Origin of the sequence: Pantoea sp. Mb-10, from assembly GCF_021272205.1 — a bacterium.
In the GTDB taxonomy this organism is placed as follows: Bacteria; Pseudomonadota; Gammaproteobacteria; order Enterobacterales; family Enterobacteriaceae; genus Pantoea.
The window spans coordinates 260544-277528 of sequence record NZ_JAJSDX010000003.1 but is presented as its reverse complement, the minus strand read 5'-3'; the positions used below and the strand labels follow the sequence as shown (position 1 = coordinate 277528).

General features: G+C 57.9%; 12 protein-coding genes. 11 read left to right on the top strand and 1 reads right to left on the bottom strand.

The genetic code is table 11. The annotated features are described in order from the left end of the window. Nucleotides 1-178: 178 nt before the first annotated feature. Nucleotides 179-1891, top strand: a complete 1713-nt coding sequence (locus LU196_RS07250) for a lysophospholipid acyltransferase family protein (protein WP_232758555.1) — start codon at nt 179-181, stop codon at nt 1889-1891. 1494 nt (nt 1892-3385) lie between these two features. Then, on the top strand, nt 3386-5452 hold the full coding sequence (locus LU196_RS07245; RefSeq protein WP_370640970.1) for a putative bifunctional diguanylate cyclase/phosphodiesterase: 2067 nt from the start codon (nt 3386-3388) through the stop codon (nt 5450-5452). 84 nt (nt 5453-5536) lie between these two features. On the opposite strand, the gene ftnA is transcribed toward LU196_RS07245, so the two are convergent. After that, complete coding sequence (gene ftnA / locus LU196_RS07240) at nt 5537-6043, bottom strand: non-heme ferritin (RefSeq protein WP_232758557.1); 507 nt, start codon at nt 6041-6043, stop codon at nt 5537-5539. A gap of 430 nt (nt 6044-6473) precedes the next feature. On the opposite strand from ftnA, the gene prfC reads away from it, so the two are divergent. From prfC to deoD, 9 genes are all read left to right on the top strand, one after another. Continuing rightward, nucleotides 6474-8063 carry a peptide chain release factor 3 gene (prfC, locus tag LU196_RS07235; protein WP_232758559.1) on the top strand — a complete coding sequence of 530 codons (1590 nt, stop codon included), beginning with the start codon at nt 6474-6476 and terminating at the stop codon, nt 8061-8063. Nucleotides 8064-8322: 259 nt separating this feature from the next. Further along, nucleotides 8323-8907, top strand: a complete 585-nt coding sequence (gene osmY / locus LU196_RS07230; RefSeq protein WP_232758561.1) for a molecular chaperone OsmY — start codon at nt 8323-8325, stop codon at nt 8905-8907. A gap of 95 nt (nt 8908-9002) precedes the next feature. After that, a complete protein-coding gene (locus LU196_RS07225; RefSeq protein WP_007893192.1) occupies nt 9003-9164 on the top strand; it encodes a DUF1328 domain-containing protein in 162 nt (53 codons plus the stop codon). A 180-nt stretch (nt 9165-9344) separates the two neighbouring features. Beyond that, entirely contained in the window at nt 9345-10388 is a 1044-nt protein-coding gene (locus tag LU196_RS07220; RefSeq protein ID WP_232758562.1) for a DUF6363 domain-containing protein, read from the top strand. Continuing rightward, nucleotides 10385-11161, top strand: coding sequence for a TatD family hydrolase (locus LU196_RS07215; protein WP_232758564.1), 777 nt, complete (start codon nt 10385-10387; stop codon nt 11159-11161). Before LU196_RS07220 ends, LU196_RS07215 begins: the two co-directional genes overlap by 4 nt. Nucleotides 11162-11420: 259 nt before the next feature. Further along, complete coding sequence (gene deoC / locus LU196_RS07210) at nt 11421-12200, top strand: deoxyribose-phosphate aldolase (protein ID WP_232758566.1); 780 nt, start codon at nt 11421-11423, stop codon at nt 12198-12200. Nucleotides 12201-12263: 63 nt separating this feature from the next. Continuing rightward, nucleotides 12264-13586, top strand: a complete 1323-nt coding sequence (gene deoA / locus LU196_RS07205; protein ID WP_232758568.1) for a thymidine phosphorylase — start codon at nt 12264-12266, stop codon at nt 13584-13586. A gap of 93 nt (nt 13587-13679) precedes the next feature. Next, entirely contained in the window at nt 13680-14903 is a 1224-nt protein-coding gene (gene deoB, locus LU196_RS07200) for a phosphopentomutase (protein WP_232758570.1), read from the top strand. Between the two features lie 33 nt (nt 14904-14936). Then, on the top strand, nt 14937-15650 hold the full coding sequence (gene deoD / locus LU196_RS07195) for a purine-nucleoside phosphorylase (RefSeq protein ID WP_232758572.1): 714 nt from the start codon (nt 14937-14939) through the stop codon (nt 15648-15650). Nucleotides 15651-16985 lie beyond the last annotated feature (1335 nt).

The following is a 16985-nucleotide window of genomic DNA, read 5'->3' as shown; positions in this document are numbered from 1 at the left end:
TAATTCATGAGGCTTCCCTATAAGATTTAAGCCATGTCTTGAATTTTTCTGTTTAAGACAAATGCGCTTTTTTTATCAATATTTCTCGGGACGTTTCCTTTAAAAGGCGCGGATTCATCAAACTGAAAACAAGCGCTTTTAATTTCAGTGGGAGAAATGACAGCCTGAAAGGTGAAAGATGTTCTCCGTTGATCAGCTTCTCCATACGTTTTGGCCCGGTCAGCAACCGGCGAACTGGCAAAAAAAAGTGCTCAAATGGGCCGTGCGCGAGCAGGAGTTTCAACGTTTTGCTGCGCGCTATCCGCACCTGAAAGGGGTGGATATGGTCGAACAGGTGCTGGAACATCTTGACGTGCGCGCCGAACTTAGCGAGCGCGATCTTGAGCAGATTCCCACGCGTGGGCCGGTGGTGATTGTGGCCAACCATCCGCTGGGGGCGCTGGATGGCCTGGCGCTGTTGGCGGCGGTGTCACAGGTGCGACGCGATGTGAAAATTGTGGCCAATCGCATGCTGATGATGCTCACGCCGCTCAATAACCTGATGTTGCCCGTGGATAACATCAGTAACCGCACCAGCCGGGAACAGCTCACCGCGATGCAGCAGCATCTGGATAATCAAGGCGCGCTGATCATTTTTCCCGCCGGAGAGGTGTCGCGTATGAGCTCGCAAGGGGTGCGCGATCGGCGCTGGCACCATAGCTTTTTGCGCCTCGCGGCCCGTGCGCGTGCGCCGCTGGTGCCGGTACACATTGTGGGACGCAACAGCCTGTCGTTTTACGCGCTGGCGAAACTCGCTCCGCCGCTGGCCATGCTGATGCTGGTGCGTGAAATGTTTCGTCAGCGCGGCTCGCGCATTAAGCTGCATATCGGCGAGCAGATTCCCTTTGCCCACTGGCATGACGGCCATACGTCGGGGAAAGCGCTGGCCAAGCGGCTGCGCAAGCATCTTTATCGCATCGGACAGGGGCGATCTGGCCTGTTTCAAACGGAAGCGGCCATCGCGCGCCCGGAGGATCGCGCTGAGCTGAAAAAAGCGCTGCAGGGGAGTGAACATCTCGGCGTGTTACCGGATGGCAAACAGATCTATCTGTGGCGACGCAACGGGGCCACGTGGGTGCCGCTGCTGCGCGAGCTGGGACGCTTACGTGAAATCGCGTTTCGTGCAGTAGGCGAGGGCAGTGGCCGACGTCGCGATCTCGATAGGTTCGACGACGATTACTATCACCTGATTTTATGGGATGAGGACGCGCTGGAAATTGTGGGCGCCTATCGGTTTATTCCCGGCGCGGAACAGCTGGCGCGGCGCGGGCTGGAGGGCATATATAGCCATAGCCTGTTTCACTATGACGAGCGTATGCTGCCTATCGTTAATCAAGGCCTTGAGCTGGGCCGGAGTTTTATTCAGCCCGCCTACTGGGGCAAGCGCGGATTAGACTACCTGTGGATGGGCATCGGTGCTTATCTGGCGCGTTATCCGCAAACCCGCTATCTGTTTGGTCCGGTGTCGATCTCCGGCGGAATGCCGCTGGCGGCGCGCGATCTGCTGGTCGCGTTTTATCGTCTCTATTTTCCCACCGAACTGCCGCTGGCGACCTCTCGACGTCCCTATCCTGCTTCGCTACCCGAGGTGCTGGCACAGTTTACCGGCAATGACTACAGCGAAGACTTGCGTCGCCTGAAGCTGCTGCTGGCGAATCTTGGCACGGCGATCCCGACGCTTTATAAGCAGTATTCCGAGGTATGTGAGTCGGGCGGGGTGCAGTTTATCGATTTTGGCAGCGATCCCGATTTCAATCACTGTATCGATGGTCTGGTGTTAGTGGATTTAACGCGCCTGAAGGCGTCGCGCTATGCGCGCTATATCGGTATGCATTTGGCGCCGGAGGCGTAGTGGGCGCCAGGCCGCGCCCTTGGCCTTTTGAGCCGCAGGGTACTTTAGCCACTTGCAGTGGCGGGCTTGTGCCGCAGGCAGCGGCTTGGTGCCTTCTCGCTCGCACGGAGCATCTTTCGTTCGCCATAGCACTGGCAGGTGCTTTTGCCGCAGGCAGCGGCTTGGTGCCTTCTCGCTCGCACGGAGCATCTTTCGTTCGCCATAGCAATTGCAGATGCTTTTGCCGCGGTGCGGCGACCGAGCAGAGGGTGGGTTCGCCGCAGGCAGCGGCTGTGGTGCCTTTTCGTCTGTACGGTGCATCTTTCGTTCGCCATGGCACTGGCAGGTGCCTTTGCCGCGTTGCGGCGACCGAGCAGAGGGCGCCAGGCCGCGCCCTCTGCACTCCCCGGCCCTGCGCCAGCCCCACTCGCCGCTGCGCGGTGCCTTCACTCCCTCAGCCTTCCTGACGGACCGGCGTCGATTCGCTCCTGCTCAACGCCGCCTCTCGCGGCATCCATGCCGCTCGCCCTGGAAGGCCTCCTTCGTTCAGCGAGTAGGGATGGCGCTTCACACCCCCCGCTGCACGCCATGACTTTTTTCGCAGCCGCCGCGTGGCGGTAAGATTTTTAAGGTGCATTCCGACCGCGCTGCTTTGAGCAAAACCCGCCTTTCATGTTTTGTCTTTAAACGCCAGTGCGTGGCGGTAAGACTTTTAAGCAGCATCCTGCCCGCGCGGCGTTAAACAGAACCCTTTTTGTCTTCTGTTTTTTTCAGCCAGCGACTGTTTTTGCTAGCCTGCATGCATCCACCCAGACAACCCCATACAGAAAAAAGAAAAAAGCTCTCACAGGCGGGGGTGTTGAGCGCCATCCGGAGCGCCGAACGGAGCGTGACGGCCAGGACGAAGCGGCATGGATGCCGCTGAGAGAGCGGAATGAGCCAGGGATGGAGAATCCGCGCGGTCCGTGCGGCCGTTGCGGCGGAGTGAGGGAACAGCGCAGGCTGGCGCAGGGCGCGGATTGCAAAGGGCCGCGCCCTCGGCCCTTTGCCCGTACGCCGCAGCGGGGCGGCTGCAACTCCCGCAGGGTTAGCGGGCGGAACCCGCTCATAGTCATGCCGGCATAGCGGGCCGGAACCCGCTCAGAACCGGCCCTTTGCCCGTACGCCGCAGCGGAGCGGCTGCAACTCCCGCAGGGTTAGCGGGCGGAACCCGCTCAGGGTTCAATAAAGACCGGCATAGCGGGCCGGAACCCGCTCATAGCCATACCGGCTGAGCGTTCGGCACCCGCCTGGTGCCTTACCGGCTTGAGCGGGCCGGACTCCCGCTCACGAATCACCGGCTATGCGGGCCGGACTCCCGCAGCGCCCCGGCCAGCGCTGGCCTCCCACCCCTACCAACTTTGGTATGCCCGCGATTTACGCTTGTCAGCAGCGCGCTTTTGCGTTTAAGTCTGCATCTTGGTTGAGAATATTCTTAACCGCGCATTTGAACCCGGCCGCAATAGGCGAAAAACAATGAACAACGACTCTGACGTTATGTACCGTATGCTGGTACAGGGCGTAGTGGACTATGCCATTTACATGCTGAAACCGGATGGCACAGTGGCAAACTGGAACGCGGGGGCGCAGCGCGCTAAAGGCTACCGCGCAGAAGAAATTGTCGGCCAGCACTTTTCCGTATTTTACGGCGCCTCAGATCGGCTGGCGCAGACGCCGGACGCCAATCTCGGCATCGCGAGCAAAACCGGCCGCTTTGAAGATGAAGGTTGGCGCTATCGCAAAGATGGATCGGCCTTCTGGGCGCACGTCGTGATTGACGCCATTCGCGACGAAAACGGCAAAATGATCGGCTTTGCCAAAATTACCCGCGACGTCACCGAGCGGCGGGAAAATGAGCAGCAGCTCCTGCGCGCGCGCGACCTGGCCCAGGCGCAGAGCGCCCGCATGGCGGAAATTTCCAGCTTTCTTGAAACCATTATCAGCAACATTCCCTCCTGTGTGATCGTGGAAGATGCCATCAGCCGCGAAATTCTTCTGGTGAACGACAAAGCCGAGCAGCTATTTGGCATGCATAAGTCCCTGATCATGCATAAACGGCCGCATGAATGCATGTCGCCGGAACTCAGTGATTACTTCAATAGCCTGGCGGATATTGCCCTGCGCAACGAAGGTATTCATACGCGCGAGCAACTGCTGGTGACGGCGGCTGGCGAGCGCATCCTGCAGACGCGGGCCACCACCATCAGCGGCAGAGATATCCGGCAGAACTACGTAATGCTGATGGTGGAAGATGTCACGGACCAGCGTGAAGCTGATGCGCGCATTCATCACATGGCACACCACGATAATCTCACCAGTCTGCCCAATCGCATGCTGTTTCGGCAAAAGCTGAGCGAAGCGCTGCGCGCTGAAAATCAGCTAAGCGCCACGCTGTGTCTGGACCTGGATAATTTTAAAAACGTCAACGATGTGCTTGGTCACCAGATAGGGGACGAGCTGCTAAGGGCCGTGGCAAAACGCCTGCGCGGTTCCCTGCGCGATCAGGATACGCTGGCGCGCATTGGCGGGGACGAGTTCGCCGTGGTGCTACCCAATATGCAAGATGCGCAGGAAGCCGCTGCCATCGCACAACGGCTGATTGCCGCCATTCAGCCGCCGATCAATGTGGAGGGACACAGCTTATCGGTGGGATTAAGCGTGGGCATTGCGCTGACCTCGCAGGCCACTAACACGCCGGAACATATGCTGCGCTGCGCCGACATGGCGCTTTATGAGGCCAAGCGCAACGGGCGCAATCGCTATGAGCACTTTACGCCGCGCATGGACGATCTGGCCCGTCATCGCCGCGCCATTGAAAATGACCTACGGGAAGCGCTGACCCGCCGCCAGCTCAAACTCTATTATCAGCCGATTACCAATGACGCTGGTATTATCGGCTATGAAGCGCTGATGCGCTGGCACCACCCGATCAAGGGCGTGATCATGCCCAACGACTTCATTCCGATTGCCGAAGAGACGGGCATCATTCATATGCTCGGGGCTTATGCGCTGTATGAAGCCTGTCGTGAAGCGCAAAGTTGGGATACCAATCAGTCGGTTTCCGTGAACCTCTCACCGCTGCAGTTTAAAAACAGCGCGTTGGTGTCGGTGGTTGAAGGGGCGCTGCGCGAGTCCGCGCTGGATCCGCACCGCCTTGAAGTCGAGATCACCGAATCTGTGCTGTTGGATGATTCTCTCGGCAATATTGATACCCTGCAGCGCCTGAAAAAGTTAGGGGTGCAGATTGCGCTGGATGACTTTGGTACGGGCTACTCCTCGCTGAGTTATCTGCGCTCGTTTCCGTTCGATAAGATAAAAATCGACAAGTCTTTTATCAATGACATGAGTGACAGCCGCGAGGCGCTGGCGATTATCCGCGCCATTACCGGCATGAGCCGCAGCCTGGATATTCAAATCACGGCGGAAGGCGTAGAAAATAGCGAGCAATTTGCCAGGCTGCGTGAAGAGGGCTGTACGCTCTTCCAGGGGTATCTGTTTGGCCGGCCGCAGCCTTCAGAACTGCGCCTTAAGGCGCTGGTCTAGCGGGAGTTACCGCAGCCGCGTAGCAAAAAAACGCCCGGCTTAGCCGGGCGTTAACCTTAAATGCGGTGTGCAATCGTGTGCTTATTATTGGCCGTGGCCATCAACGGTCATGCGACCCAAATCTTTGTCCACCAGGAACAGGCCTTCGCCTTTGCTGCCCACCAGCGCCAATTTGTCCAGCACGGTTTTAAACAGCTTCTCTTCTTCGTGCTGCTCTGCCACGTACCACTGCAGAAAGTTGAAAGTAGAGTAATCCTGCGAGGTCAGCGCGGTGTGAACCAGCTCATTGATCTTTTTCGTGATTAACTGCTCGTGCTTCAGCGCTTCTTCCAGTACGTCATTGAGCGAGTTCCAGCTGATCGCTGGCGCGGCGATGGTGCCGAGTACCGGCAGGGAGCCGGCATCGCTGACGTAATCAAACAGGCGCTGCATGTGCGCCATCTCTTCGCGCGAGTGCATTTTCAGAAAGGAGGCTGCACCCTCAAAACCCTTGTCGCAGCACCATGCGCTCATCTGCAAATAGAGGTTAGCCGAAAAGAATTCGAGGTTGAGCTGGTCATTGAGGCGGGAGGTCATTTCAGCAGTTAACATGGCTGCGTCCTTATGGAATGGGTGTGAAGAAGTACGGCGAATTATGCATCAATCTATACTTTCCTGTGAAGGTTTTTTCCGCAAAAATGTGATTTTATCTCATTGATTGTAAATGGAATTATTTCATTTTTTGAATGCGAGGCTTTCTCACTTCGCGCTGATTTTCATTCGCATTTGTTTTGCATTTTGCCTGTTAACGGGCGTGAGGGGGCGGCGCAACTGCCTGTGCATCCTGCGATTTCCCCGGGTGTTGAAATATTGTATGCTATGCCACCTCATTACTCACGGGATGACCGGACTGCCGCCCATGTAGATCGCGCCACTATCGCTGCCTGAGTTTCATCTCGGGTAACCTGATCCCCGGCCTCATCCCGGAACGATTTATCTGCAGCGCGCTTTGCGCGTGCTGCCCTTAAAGAAGAATTGACTCATGTCGAATGCCCCCTTTTTAGATGAAGTGGCGCGCCGCCGTACGTTTGCGATCATTTCGCACCCGGATGCCGGTAAAACCACGATTACGGAAAAAGTCCTGCTGTTCGGACAGGCTATTCAAACCGCCGGCACCGTGAAAGGCCGTGGTTCCAGCCAGCATGCTAAATCCGACTGGATGGAGATGGAGAAGCAGCGTGGGATCTCAATTACCACCTCGGTGATGCAGTTTCCCTATCGCGACAGCCTCGTGAACCTGCTGGACACTCCCGGCCACGAAGACTTCTCCGAAGATACTTACCGCACGCTGACGGCGGTGGACTGCTGTTTAATGGTGATCGACGCCGCGAAAGGCGTTGAGGATCGTACCCGCAAGCTGATGGAAGTGACGCGTTTGCGCGACACGCCCATCATCACCTTTATGAACAAACTTGACCGTGATATCCGCGATCCGATGGAGCTGCTGGATGAGGTAGAGAGCGAGCTGAAAATTGCCTGCGCCCCTATCACCTGGCCTATCGGCTGCGGCAAGTTGTTCAAGGGGGTCTACCACCTTTATAACGACGAAACTTACCTGTATCAGACGGGCAAAGGCCACACGATTCAGGAAGTGCGCGTGGTGAAAGGCCTGGCAAATCCAGAGTTGGATGCCGCCGTGGGCGAGGAGCTGGCGCAGCAGCTGCGCGACGAGCTGGAGCTGGTGCAGGGCGCATCGCACGAGTTCGACCAAGAGTTGTTCCTGAGCGGGGAAATCACCCCGGTATTCTTCGGTACCGCGCTGGGCAACTTTGGCGTAGACCATATGCTGGATGGCTTGGTCTCATGGGCGCCCGCGCCCATGCCGCGCCAAACTGATACCCGTCTGGTAGAAGCGAAAGAAGAGAAGTTCACCGGCTTCGTGTTCAAGATTCAGGCCAATATGGATCCCAAACACCGCGACCGCGTGGCGTTTATGCGCGTGGTGTCCGGACGGTATGAAAAAGGCATGAAGCTGCGTCAGGTTCGCACCGGCAAAGACGTGGTGATCTCCGATGCGCTGACCTTTATGGCGGGTGACCGCTCGCACGTCGAGGAAGCCTATCCGGGCGACATCATCGGCCTGCATAACCACGGCACCATTCAGATCGGCGACACCTTCACGCAAGGTGAAACCATGAAGTTCACCGGCATCCCGAACTTCGCCCCGGAACTGTTCCGCCGCATTCGCCTGCGTGACCCGCTCAAACAGAAACAGCTGTTGAAAGGGCTGGTCCAGCTATCAGAAGAGGGCGCGGTGCAGGTATTCCGTCCAGTGCACAATAACGATCTGATTGTGGGCGCGGTGGGCGTGCTGCAGTTTGACGTCGTTGTGGCGCGCTTGAAAAGCGAATATAACGTTGAGGCCATTTACGAAGCCATCAACGTCTCTACCGCGCGCTGGGTGGAGTGTAGCGATGCGAAGAAATTCGACGATTTCCAGCGTAAGAATGAGGTCAACCTGGCGCTGGATGGCGGCGATAACCTCACGTACATCGCGCCGACCATGGTTAATCTCAACATCACCCAGGAGCGCTATCCTGATGTGACGTTCCGCAAAACCCGCGAACACTAATTTCTGTTCTCAGTAGGGCCAGTAATCATTACTGGCCCTGTTTCTTCGCTACAGACTCCTCTTAATTACCCTGCTTTTACGGCTTTTTGGCGAGATATCAACCACAAAAGCCAGCAAAAGCTGTAATCCCTACTATGCTCATTTTGTCGGACAAAAAAAGAAACGTTGCGTTTCGTTACGTCTCTCAACGCAGCAACGCCGTTTGTTGCTGGCGCATTCGCTTTGCGAGTGATTAACGGATTAAAGAAGGATGATATCGATGAACAAGACTAAGATTGCCAAAACCCTGATTGCTGCGCTGGCCACCACGGCCCTGTTAGGCGGTACTGCTTTTGCTGCCGAAACCAGCACGGGTTCTAAAGTCGATAGCTCTATGAAAAAAGTCGATGGTTTTATGGATGACAGCGGCATCACCGCCAAAGCCAAAGCGGCCTTGGTGGATGACGACGCCATTAAAAGTACGGATATCTCAGTGAAAACCGAGCAGGGCGTGGTAACCCTAAGCGGTTTTGTTGCATCGCAGGATCAGGCTGAAAAGGCCGTCGCGCTGGTGCAAAAAGTTGAGGGCGTGAAATCCGTCAGTGACAAACTACACGTTAAAGACAGCAAACAAGCTTCGCTGAAGGGGTACGCGGGTGACGCGGCCACGACCAGTGAAATTAAAGCTAAGCTTTTAGCCGATGATATTGTGCCTTCGCGTAACGTGAAGGTGGAAACCACCGACGGCGTGGTGCAGCTTTCTGGAGAAGTGGCGAATCAAGCGCAGTCCGATCGCGCTGAGAAAATCGCCAAAGCCATTGAAGGCGTGAAAAGCGTGAAGAATGACCTGAAGGTAAAATCTTAACGCGGGCGCAGCGGCATCGTTTCGGTGCCGCTGGGTAATAAAAACATGATGTTGGATAAGCAGTTCGATTTTCACTATGGTTTAAGGAGAGGCTTATGTTTCGTTGGGGTATTATCTTTCTGGTCATCGCTTTGATTGCTGCAGCGTTAGGTTTCGGCGGTCTGGCGGGTACGGCAGCATGGGCAGCTAAAATTGTCTTTATTGTCGGTATTATTCTGTTCCTCGTTAGCCTGTTCACCGGGCGCAAACGACCCTGACTAAAGCGTTGATGTAACGCTTACCCGCAAGACCCAGTACAGCGGAGACCAGTCATTTGCGACACAATGGATGTCGCGGCAATTGCAATGTGCGGTTGGTCAGGGAATGACAATGACTGGTTCTCCGGGATGCTGGCCTTGCCGCTTCCCTCAGAGCAGCAATTTTACTGAGGGAACCCCGTGGGAATACGTATTCCGGTATCGTTAAACACCCTTGAGCCACTGGCGCTCACGCCTTTTAAATCGCGCAAGATAGCCTTGGTTTGTGAAGGTGGCGGTCAGCGCGGTATCTTTACCGCAGGCGTACTGGATGAGTTTCAGCGCGCAGGCTTTAATCCCTTTCATCTGATGCTCGGCACGTCAGCCGGGGCACAAAACTTGTCCGCTTTCGTTTGCGCCCAGCCCGGCTACGCGCGGCGTGTGATCACGCGTTACACCACCAGCAAGCTGTTTTTTGATCCCGTGCGCTTTGTGCGCGGCGGTCATCTCATCGATCTCGACTGGTTGATTGATGTGACCAAACAGGAGTTTCCTCTGGCGCTCACGGCGGCCCAAACGCTATTTGCCAAAGGCAGTGAATTCTATATGTGCGCCTGTCGCAGCGATGACTACATGGCGGAGTATTTCAATCCCACCGATCTCACGTGGCACGATATCATCAAGGCCTCCAGCGCCATTCCGGGTTTTTACCGCAGCGGCGTATTGCTGGATGGGATCAGCTATCAGGACGGCGGCATCAGCGATGCTATTCCGGTGCGCGAGGCCGCACGGCGCGGCGCAGATACCATTGTGGTTATCCGCACCGTTCCCTCGCAGATGGCCTATACGCCCAAGTGGTTCAGGCGCATGGAGCGCTGGCTTGGCGACAGCGCCCTGCAGCCGATGATCAATATTTTGAATCACCATGAAGCGAGCTATCGTGAGATTCAGCAGTTTATTGAGACACCGCCGGACGATTTGCGCATCATCGAAATTTATCCGCCGAAACCGCTGGCCAGCATGGCGCTTGGCAGCCGCGTTTCTTCGCTCAATCAGGATTATCACCTCGGACGCCGCAGCGGACGCTATTTTCTTGCCACGCTAGGGCAGTGGCTCAGCGATGCCGAACCGGTACTGCGCGTCACTCCGCCCGCTGCGGTGGCTAACGCGCCGGAAAACCGTCCGTTGCTACCGACCGGCGTGGCGGACAACGATCCCGATTTCAGTAAAGGATCGCTGGCATGAGGTTCATGGATACCCACTGTCATTTTGATTTTCCGCCCTTCGTGGATGACCCCGCAGGCAGCATTGCACGTGCCGCTGAAGCCGGCGTCACGCGTATCGTTGTGCCCAGCGTGGACGTCAGCCGTTTTGCGCGCGTGAGCCAACTTGCGCAGCAGCATGAGGCGCTGTACGCCGCGCTGGGGCTGCACCCCATTGCGATCGCGCGGCATACGGAAGCCGACGTGGACGCGCTTAGGCGCTGGCTGGACATGCCCGACGCAAAACGCGTGGCAATCGGCGAGATTGGGCTCGATCTCTACATGCCCGATCCGCAGTTCGACAAACAAACCTGGCTGCTGGATGCGCAGCTTAAGCTGGCGAAGACGTATGATTTACCGGTGATCTTGCACTCCCGTCGCACCCACGATCAGTTGGCGATGCGACTGCGCCGCCACGATTTACCCCGCCGTGGCGTGGTGCACGGCTTTGCCGGCAGTCTGCAACAGGCCGAGCGCTTCGTGCAGCTCGGCTATGCGATCGGCGTGGGCGGGACGATCACCTATGAGCGCGCCAGCAAAACCCGTAACACGCTGGCGCGCCTGCCGCTCTCATCACTGCTGCTGGAAACCGACGCGCCGGACATGCCGCTGCACGGTTATCAAGGGCAGCCCAACCGACCGGAACGTGCGCGCAATGTCTTCGACGCGCTGTGCGCGCTGCGCAGCGAACCTGCGGATGTCATCGCCGACGCGCTGTGGCAAAACAGCCTGCACCTGTTTAACCTGCCTGCCTAATCCCCTGCGGCGATGTGCTAAACCTTCCGCAGACGCCTACCTTTTTCGCGCTTTATTTGTGATAATAGTAACAGGGCGCTGTGCGCGCATTCTGCGGCCTGAACGCGCCTTTTTGTGATTAATGTCGCCATATATATGTATCCTTACCGCTAATTTTTCGTTTTGGTGTGATAAAAGACACGAATTTTCAGCACGCGTTTTGTTAGAATTGTCACATTATCAGGCGGCGCGACGTCGCCACGACTTTTTGGAGAATCCCATGACCGATTTCACCGCTGCCGCGCAGCGCGCCCTGCACCTGATGGATTTAACCACGCTGAATGACGATGACACCGACGAAAAGGTGATTGCGCTCTGCCGTCAGGCAAAATCCCCTGCCGGCAACACCGCCGCTATCTGCATCTATCCGCGCTTTATTCCTGTGGCGCGCAAAGCGCTGCGCGAGCAGGGCACGCCAGACATTCGTATCGCCACCGTCACCAACTTCCCGCACGGCAACGATGATATTGAGATCGCGCTGGCAGAAACCCGCGCGGCGATTGCCTACGGCGCCGATGAAGTGGACGTGGTGTTTCCCTATCGCGCGCTGATGGCGGGCGATCGCCAGCGCGGTTTTGATCTGGTTAAAGCCTGTAAAGAAGCCTGTGCGGGCGCTAACGTGCTGCTGAAAGTCATTATTGAAACCGGCGAGCTCAAAGACGAGGCGCTTATCCGCGCGGCCTCAGAGATCGCCATTGATGCCGGCGCGGATTTTATCAAGACCTCTACCGGTAAAGTTGCGGTCAATGCCACGCCAGAAGTGGCGGCGATCATGATGCAAGTGATCCGCGATAAAGGCGTGCAGCAGCAGGTGGGCTTTAAGCCGGCAGGGGGCGTGCGCACCGCAGAAGACGCCGCGCACTACCTGCAACTGGCCGATGACATTCTGGGTCACGCGTGGGCGGATACGCGCCATTTCCGCTTTGGCGCCTCCAGCCTGTTAGCCAATCTGTTAACCACGCTGGGTCACGAAACCACGACCAGCAAATCAGGTTATTAATCCCATTGGGGCGCACCGCGCGTGCGCCCACGTGATCTCACTACGCCAGCCGGGGAGATAATCGTGTTCCTGCCACAAGAAATCATTCGTAAAAAACGCGACGGGCAGCCGCTTAGCGAGGCGGAGATCCGTTTTTTTATCAACGGTGTGCGTGATAACAGCGTCTCGGAAGGACAAATCGCCGCGCTGGCGATGACCATCTATTTCCAGGATATGAACCTCGAGGAGCGCGTCGCCTTAACCATGGCGATGCGCGACTCCGGCAGCGTGCTGAACTGGCAATCGCTGCAGCTCAACGGCCCGGTCGTCGACAAGCACTCCACCGGCGGCGTGGGCGATGTGACATCGCTGATGCTTGGCCCAATGGTGGCGGCGTGCGGTGGCTACGTACCAATGATCTCAGGGCGCGGATTAGGCCACACGGGCGGCACGCTGGACAAGCTGGAGGCGATCCCCGGCTTTGATATTTTTCCCAATGACGATCGGTTCCGCCAGATCATCCGTGACGTAGGCGTGGCGATCATCGGGCAAACCACCTCGCTGGCCCCGGCCGACAAGCGCTTCTATGCGACGCGCGATATCACGGCCACCGTCGATTCGATCCCGCTGATCACCGCGTCAATCCTCGCGAAAAAACTGGCCGAAGGGTTGGATGCGCTGGTGATGGATGTGAAAGTCGGCTCCGGCGCATTTATGCCGACCTTTGAAGCGTCCGAGCAGCTGGCGCAGGCGATCGTGGGCGTTGCCAACGGCGCCGGCTGTCAAACCACCGCGCTGCTGACTGACATGAATCAGGTGCTGGCCTCCAGCGCGGGCAATGCGCTGGAAGTGCGTGAGGCGGTCCGCTTCCTGACAGGCGAAGCGCGTAATCCGCGCCTGCTTGAGGTGACGCTGGCGCTGTGTGCCGAAATGCTGATCTCCGGTAAACTGGCGGCGAACGAGCGCGAAGCGCGAGAAAAGCTGCTGCAGGTACTGGATAACGGCAAGGCGGCAGAGGTGTTTGGCCGCATGGTGGCAGCGCAGCGCGGCCCAACGGATTTCATTGAACAGCTCGATCGCTATCTGCCCGGCGCGGCGCTGAGCAAAGCGGTCTACGCCGACCGCGCCGGTGTGGTCAGCGCCATGGACACGCGCGCGCTTGGCCTGGCGGTGGTCTCGCTGGGTGGCGGTCGTCGGCAAGCCAGTGAGACGCTGGATTATAGCGTTGGCCTGAGTGAGATGATCGCCCTGGGGACGTCTGTCGATGCCGGACAACCGCTGGCGGTGATCCATGCCGCCACGGAAGCGCAGTGGCAGCATGCCGCCGCGGCCGTTAAGGCAGCGATACGCGTCAGTGATAGCGCGCCCGCACCGACGCCGGTTGTCTATCGGCGCATCGGCGCGTAATACGCTTCTGCGTGCCAGGCAGCAGCCATTCGGGTATACTGATCTGATCGCTTTTTTTTGACTTGTCATCGCGCCATCGCGCAGGAGACTTGCATGAAACGTGCTTTTATTATGGTTCTCGACTCCTTTGGAATCGGATCCAGCCACGATGCCGATAAATTCGGCGATGAAGGATCGGATACGCTCGGCCATATCGCCGAAGCGTGCTTTGAAGGCCGCGCCGACGTGGGGCGTAAAGGGCCACTGCACTTACCGAACATGACGGCGCTGGGCTTAGCCAAAGCGGCGGAACTCTCTACGGGCCGTATTCCGCCAGGAATGGACGCCAACGCGGAGATCATCGGCGCCTACGCCTACGCCAGTGAGCTTTCTTCCGGCAAAGATACGCCATCCGGCCACTGGGAGATCGCGGGCGTACCGGTGCTGTTTGACTGGGGTTACTTCAGCGATAAAGAGAACAGTTTCCCGCAAGCGCTGCTGGACACGCTGGTGGCGCGCGCTGACTTGCCCGGCTACCTTGGCAATTGCCACTCATCAGGTACCGTGATTTTGGATGAGCTCGGCGAAGAGCACATGAAAACCGGCAAGCCGATCTTCTATACCTCGGCGGATTCGGTGTTCCAGATCGCGTGCCATGAAGAGACGTTCGGGCTCGATCGCCTGTACGCGCTGTGTGAAATCGCCCGTGAAGAGTTGACCAACGGCGGCTACAATATCGGCCGCGTCATCGCGCGTCCGTTTGTGGGGGATAAAGCGGGGCACTTTGAGCGCACCGGTAACCGTCACGATCTGGCCGTTGAGCCACCGTCACCGACCATGTTGAAAAAGCTGGTGGATGAGAAGGGCGGTGAAGTGATCTCCGTGGGTAAAATCGCGGATATCTATGCGCATCAGGGGATTACGCAGAAAGTCAAAGCCACCGGCCTTGACGCGCTGTTTGATGCCACCATCGAACAGATGAAAAACGCGCCCGATATGTCAATTGTATTCACCAACTTCGTGGATTTTGACTCTACATGGGGCCATCGTCGCGATATCGCGGGCTATGCGGGCGGCCTTGAACTGTTTGATCGCCGCCTGCCAGAGCTGATGGCGCTGGTGAAAGAGGGCGATATCCTGATCCTCACCGCCGACCACGGCTGCGATCCCAGCTGGAAGGGCACGGAACACACCCGCGAGCATATTCCCATTTTGATCTATGGCCCGCAGGTAAAACCGGGATCGCTGGGTTACCGCGATACCTTTGCGGATATCGGCCAGACCATCGCAAACTATTTTGGCCTGTCCAGCATGGACTATGGCAAAAGCCTGCTGTAACGCAGGCATAACAATTTAAAAAGGAAATGTATTATGGCAACGCCACACATTAACGCCGAGATGGGTGATTTTGCAGACGTCGTGCTGATGCCCGGCGATCCGCTGCGGGCAAAACATATCGCTGAGACGTTCCTCGACGATGTGAAAGAAGTGAACAACGTGCGCGGCATGTTGGGCTTCACCGGCACCTATAAGGGCCGCAAAATCTCCGTCATGGGTCACGGCATGGGCATTCCCTCCTGCTCCATTTATACCAAAGAGCTGATCACGGATTTTGGCGTGAAGAAAATCATCCGCGTAGGCTCCTGCGGCGCGGTTCGCGCGGACGTGAAACTGCGCGACGTGGTGATCGGTTTGGGTGCCTGCACCGATTCCAAAGTGAACCGTATGCGCTTCAAAGATCATGACTTTGCCGCCATCGCCGATTTCGACATGGTGCGTAACGCCGTTGACGCCGCCAAAGCGTTGGGCGTAGACGCGCGCGTCGGCAACATCTTCTCCGCCGATCTGTTCTATACGCCGGATCCGCAAATGTTCGACGTGATGGAGAAGTACGGCATTCTGGGCGTGGAGATGGAAGCCGCAGGCATCTACGGCGTGGCCGCCGAGTTCGGTGCCAAAGCGCTGACGATTTGCACCGTGTCCGATCACATCCGTACCCACGAGCAGACCACCGCCGCGGAGCGTCAAACCACGTTCAACGATATGATCAAGATTGCGTTGGAGTCCGTGCTGCTGGGGGATTGATCCGCCAGGCCGAGCGGGGCGGCGCGCCGCTCGCCCGGCGCAGTGCGATTGATTCGCCGCAGGCAGCGGCTGGTGTGCCGTTTCGCTGGCACGGAGCGACTTTCGATCGCCATGGCACTGGCAGGTGCTTTTGCCACTTGCAGTGGCGGGCTTATGCCGCAGGCAGCGGCTAGCGTGCTTTCTCGCTGGCGCGAAGCACGGTGCATATTTCGTTCGCCATAGCAATGGCAGGTGCCTTTGCCGCGCTGCGGCGACCGAGCAGAGGGCGCCAGGCCGCGCCCTCTGCACTCCCCGGCCCTGCGCCAGCCCCACTCGCCGCTGCGCGGTGCCTTCACTCCCTCAGCCTTCCTGACGGACCGGCGTCGATTCGCTCCTGCTCAACGCCGCCTCTCGCGGCATCCATGCCGCTCGCCCTGGAAGGCCTCACTCGTTCAGCGAGTGGGGATGGCGCTACCAAACCTCGCTGTAGGTCTTTTATGTTTTTCGCAGCCGCCGCGCGGCGGGAAGATTTTTAAGGTGCATCCAGACCGTACGGCGTTAAGCAAAATCCGTCTTTCGCGTTTTTCGTGTTTAGACGCCAGTGCGTGGCGGTAAGACTTTTAAGTAACATCCCGCCCGCACTGTTTTAACCACACGTCTTTTGCCTTTAGTCTTCTGTCTTTTTCAGCCAGTCACCTTTTTTGAAAGGCTGCTTACGGCCGCCCAGCCAACACCACACAGAAAAAAAAGAAAAAGGCTCTTACAGGCGGCGGTGTTGAGCGCCATCCGGAGCGCCGAACGGAGCGTGACGGCCAGGACGAAGCGGCAGGGATGCCGCTGAGAGGGCGGAATGAGCCAGGGATGGCGAATCCGCGCGGTCCGTGAGGCCGTTGCGGCGGAGTGAGGGAACAGCGGAGGCTGGCGCAGGGCGCGGATTGCAAAGGGCCGCGCCCATCGGCCCTTTGCCCGTACGCCGCAGCGGGGCGGCTGAAACTGCCGTGCGGTTAGCGGGCGGAACCCGCGCAGAGTCAGACCAGCACAGCGGCCAATGCGCGAGACCGTGCAAATAAAGACCGGCATAGCGGGCCGGACCCCGCTCAGAACCGGCCCTTTGCCCGTAGGCCGCAGCGGGGCGGCTGGAACTCCCGCAGGGTTAGCGGGCGGAACCCGCTCAGAGCAATGCCGACTGAGCGGCCGGAACCCGCGCAGGGTTCAGTAAAAACCGGCTTGAGCGGGCCGGCCCCCGCTCACCCTTACCCGGCTTTGCGGGCCGGACGCCCGCAGCGCCCCCGTCAACGCCTTGGCCGAAAACATCTGTCACACTTTTACTGAAGCTTGTGCATCTTCGTGCTGGCT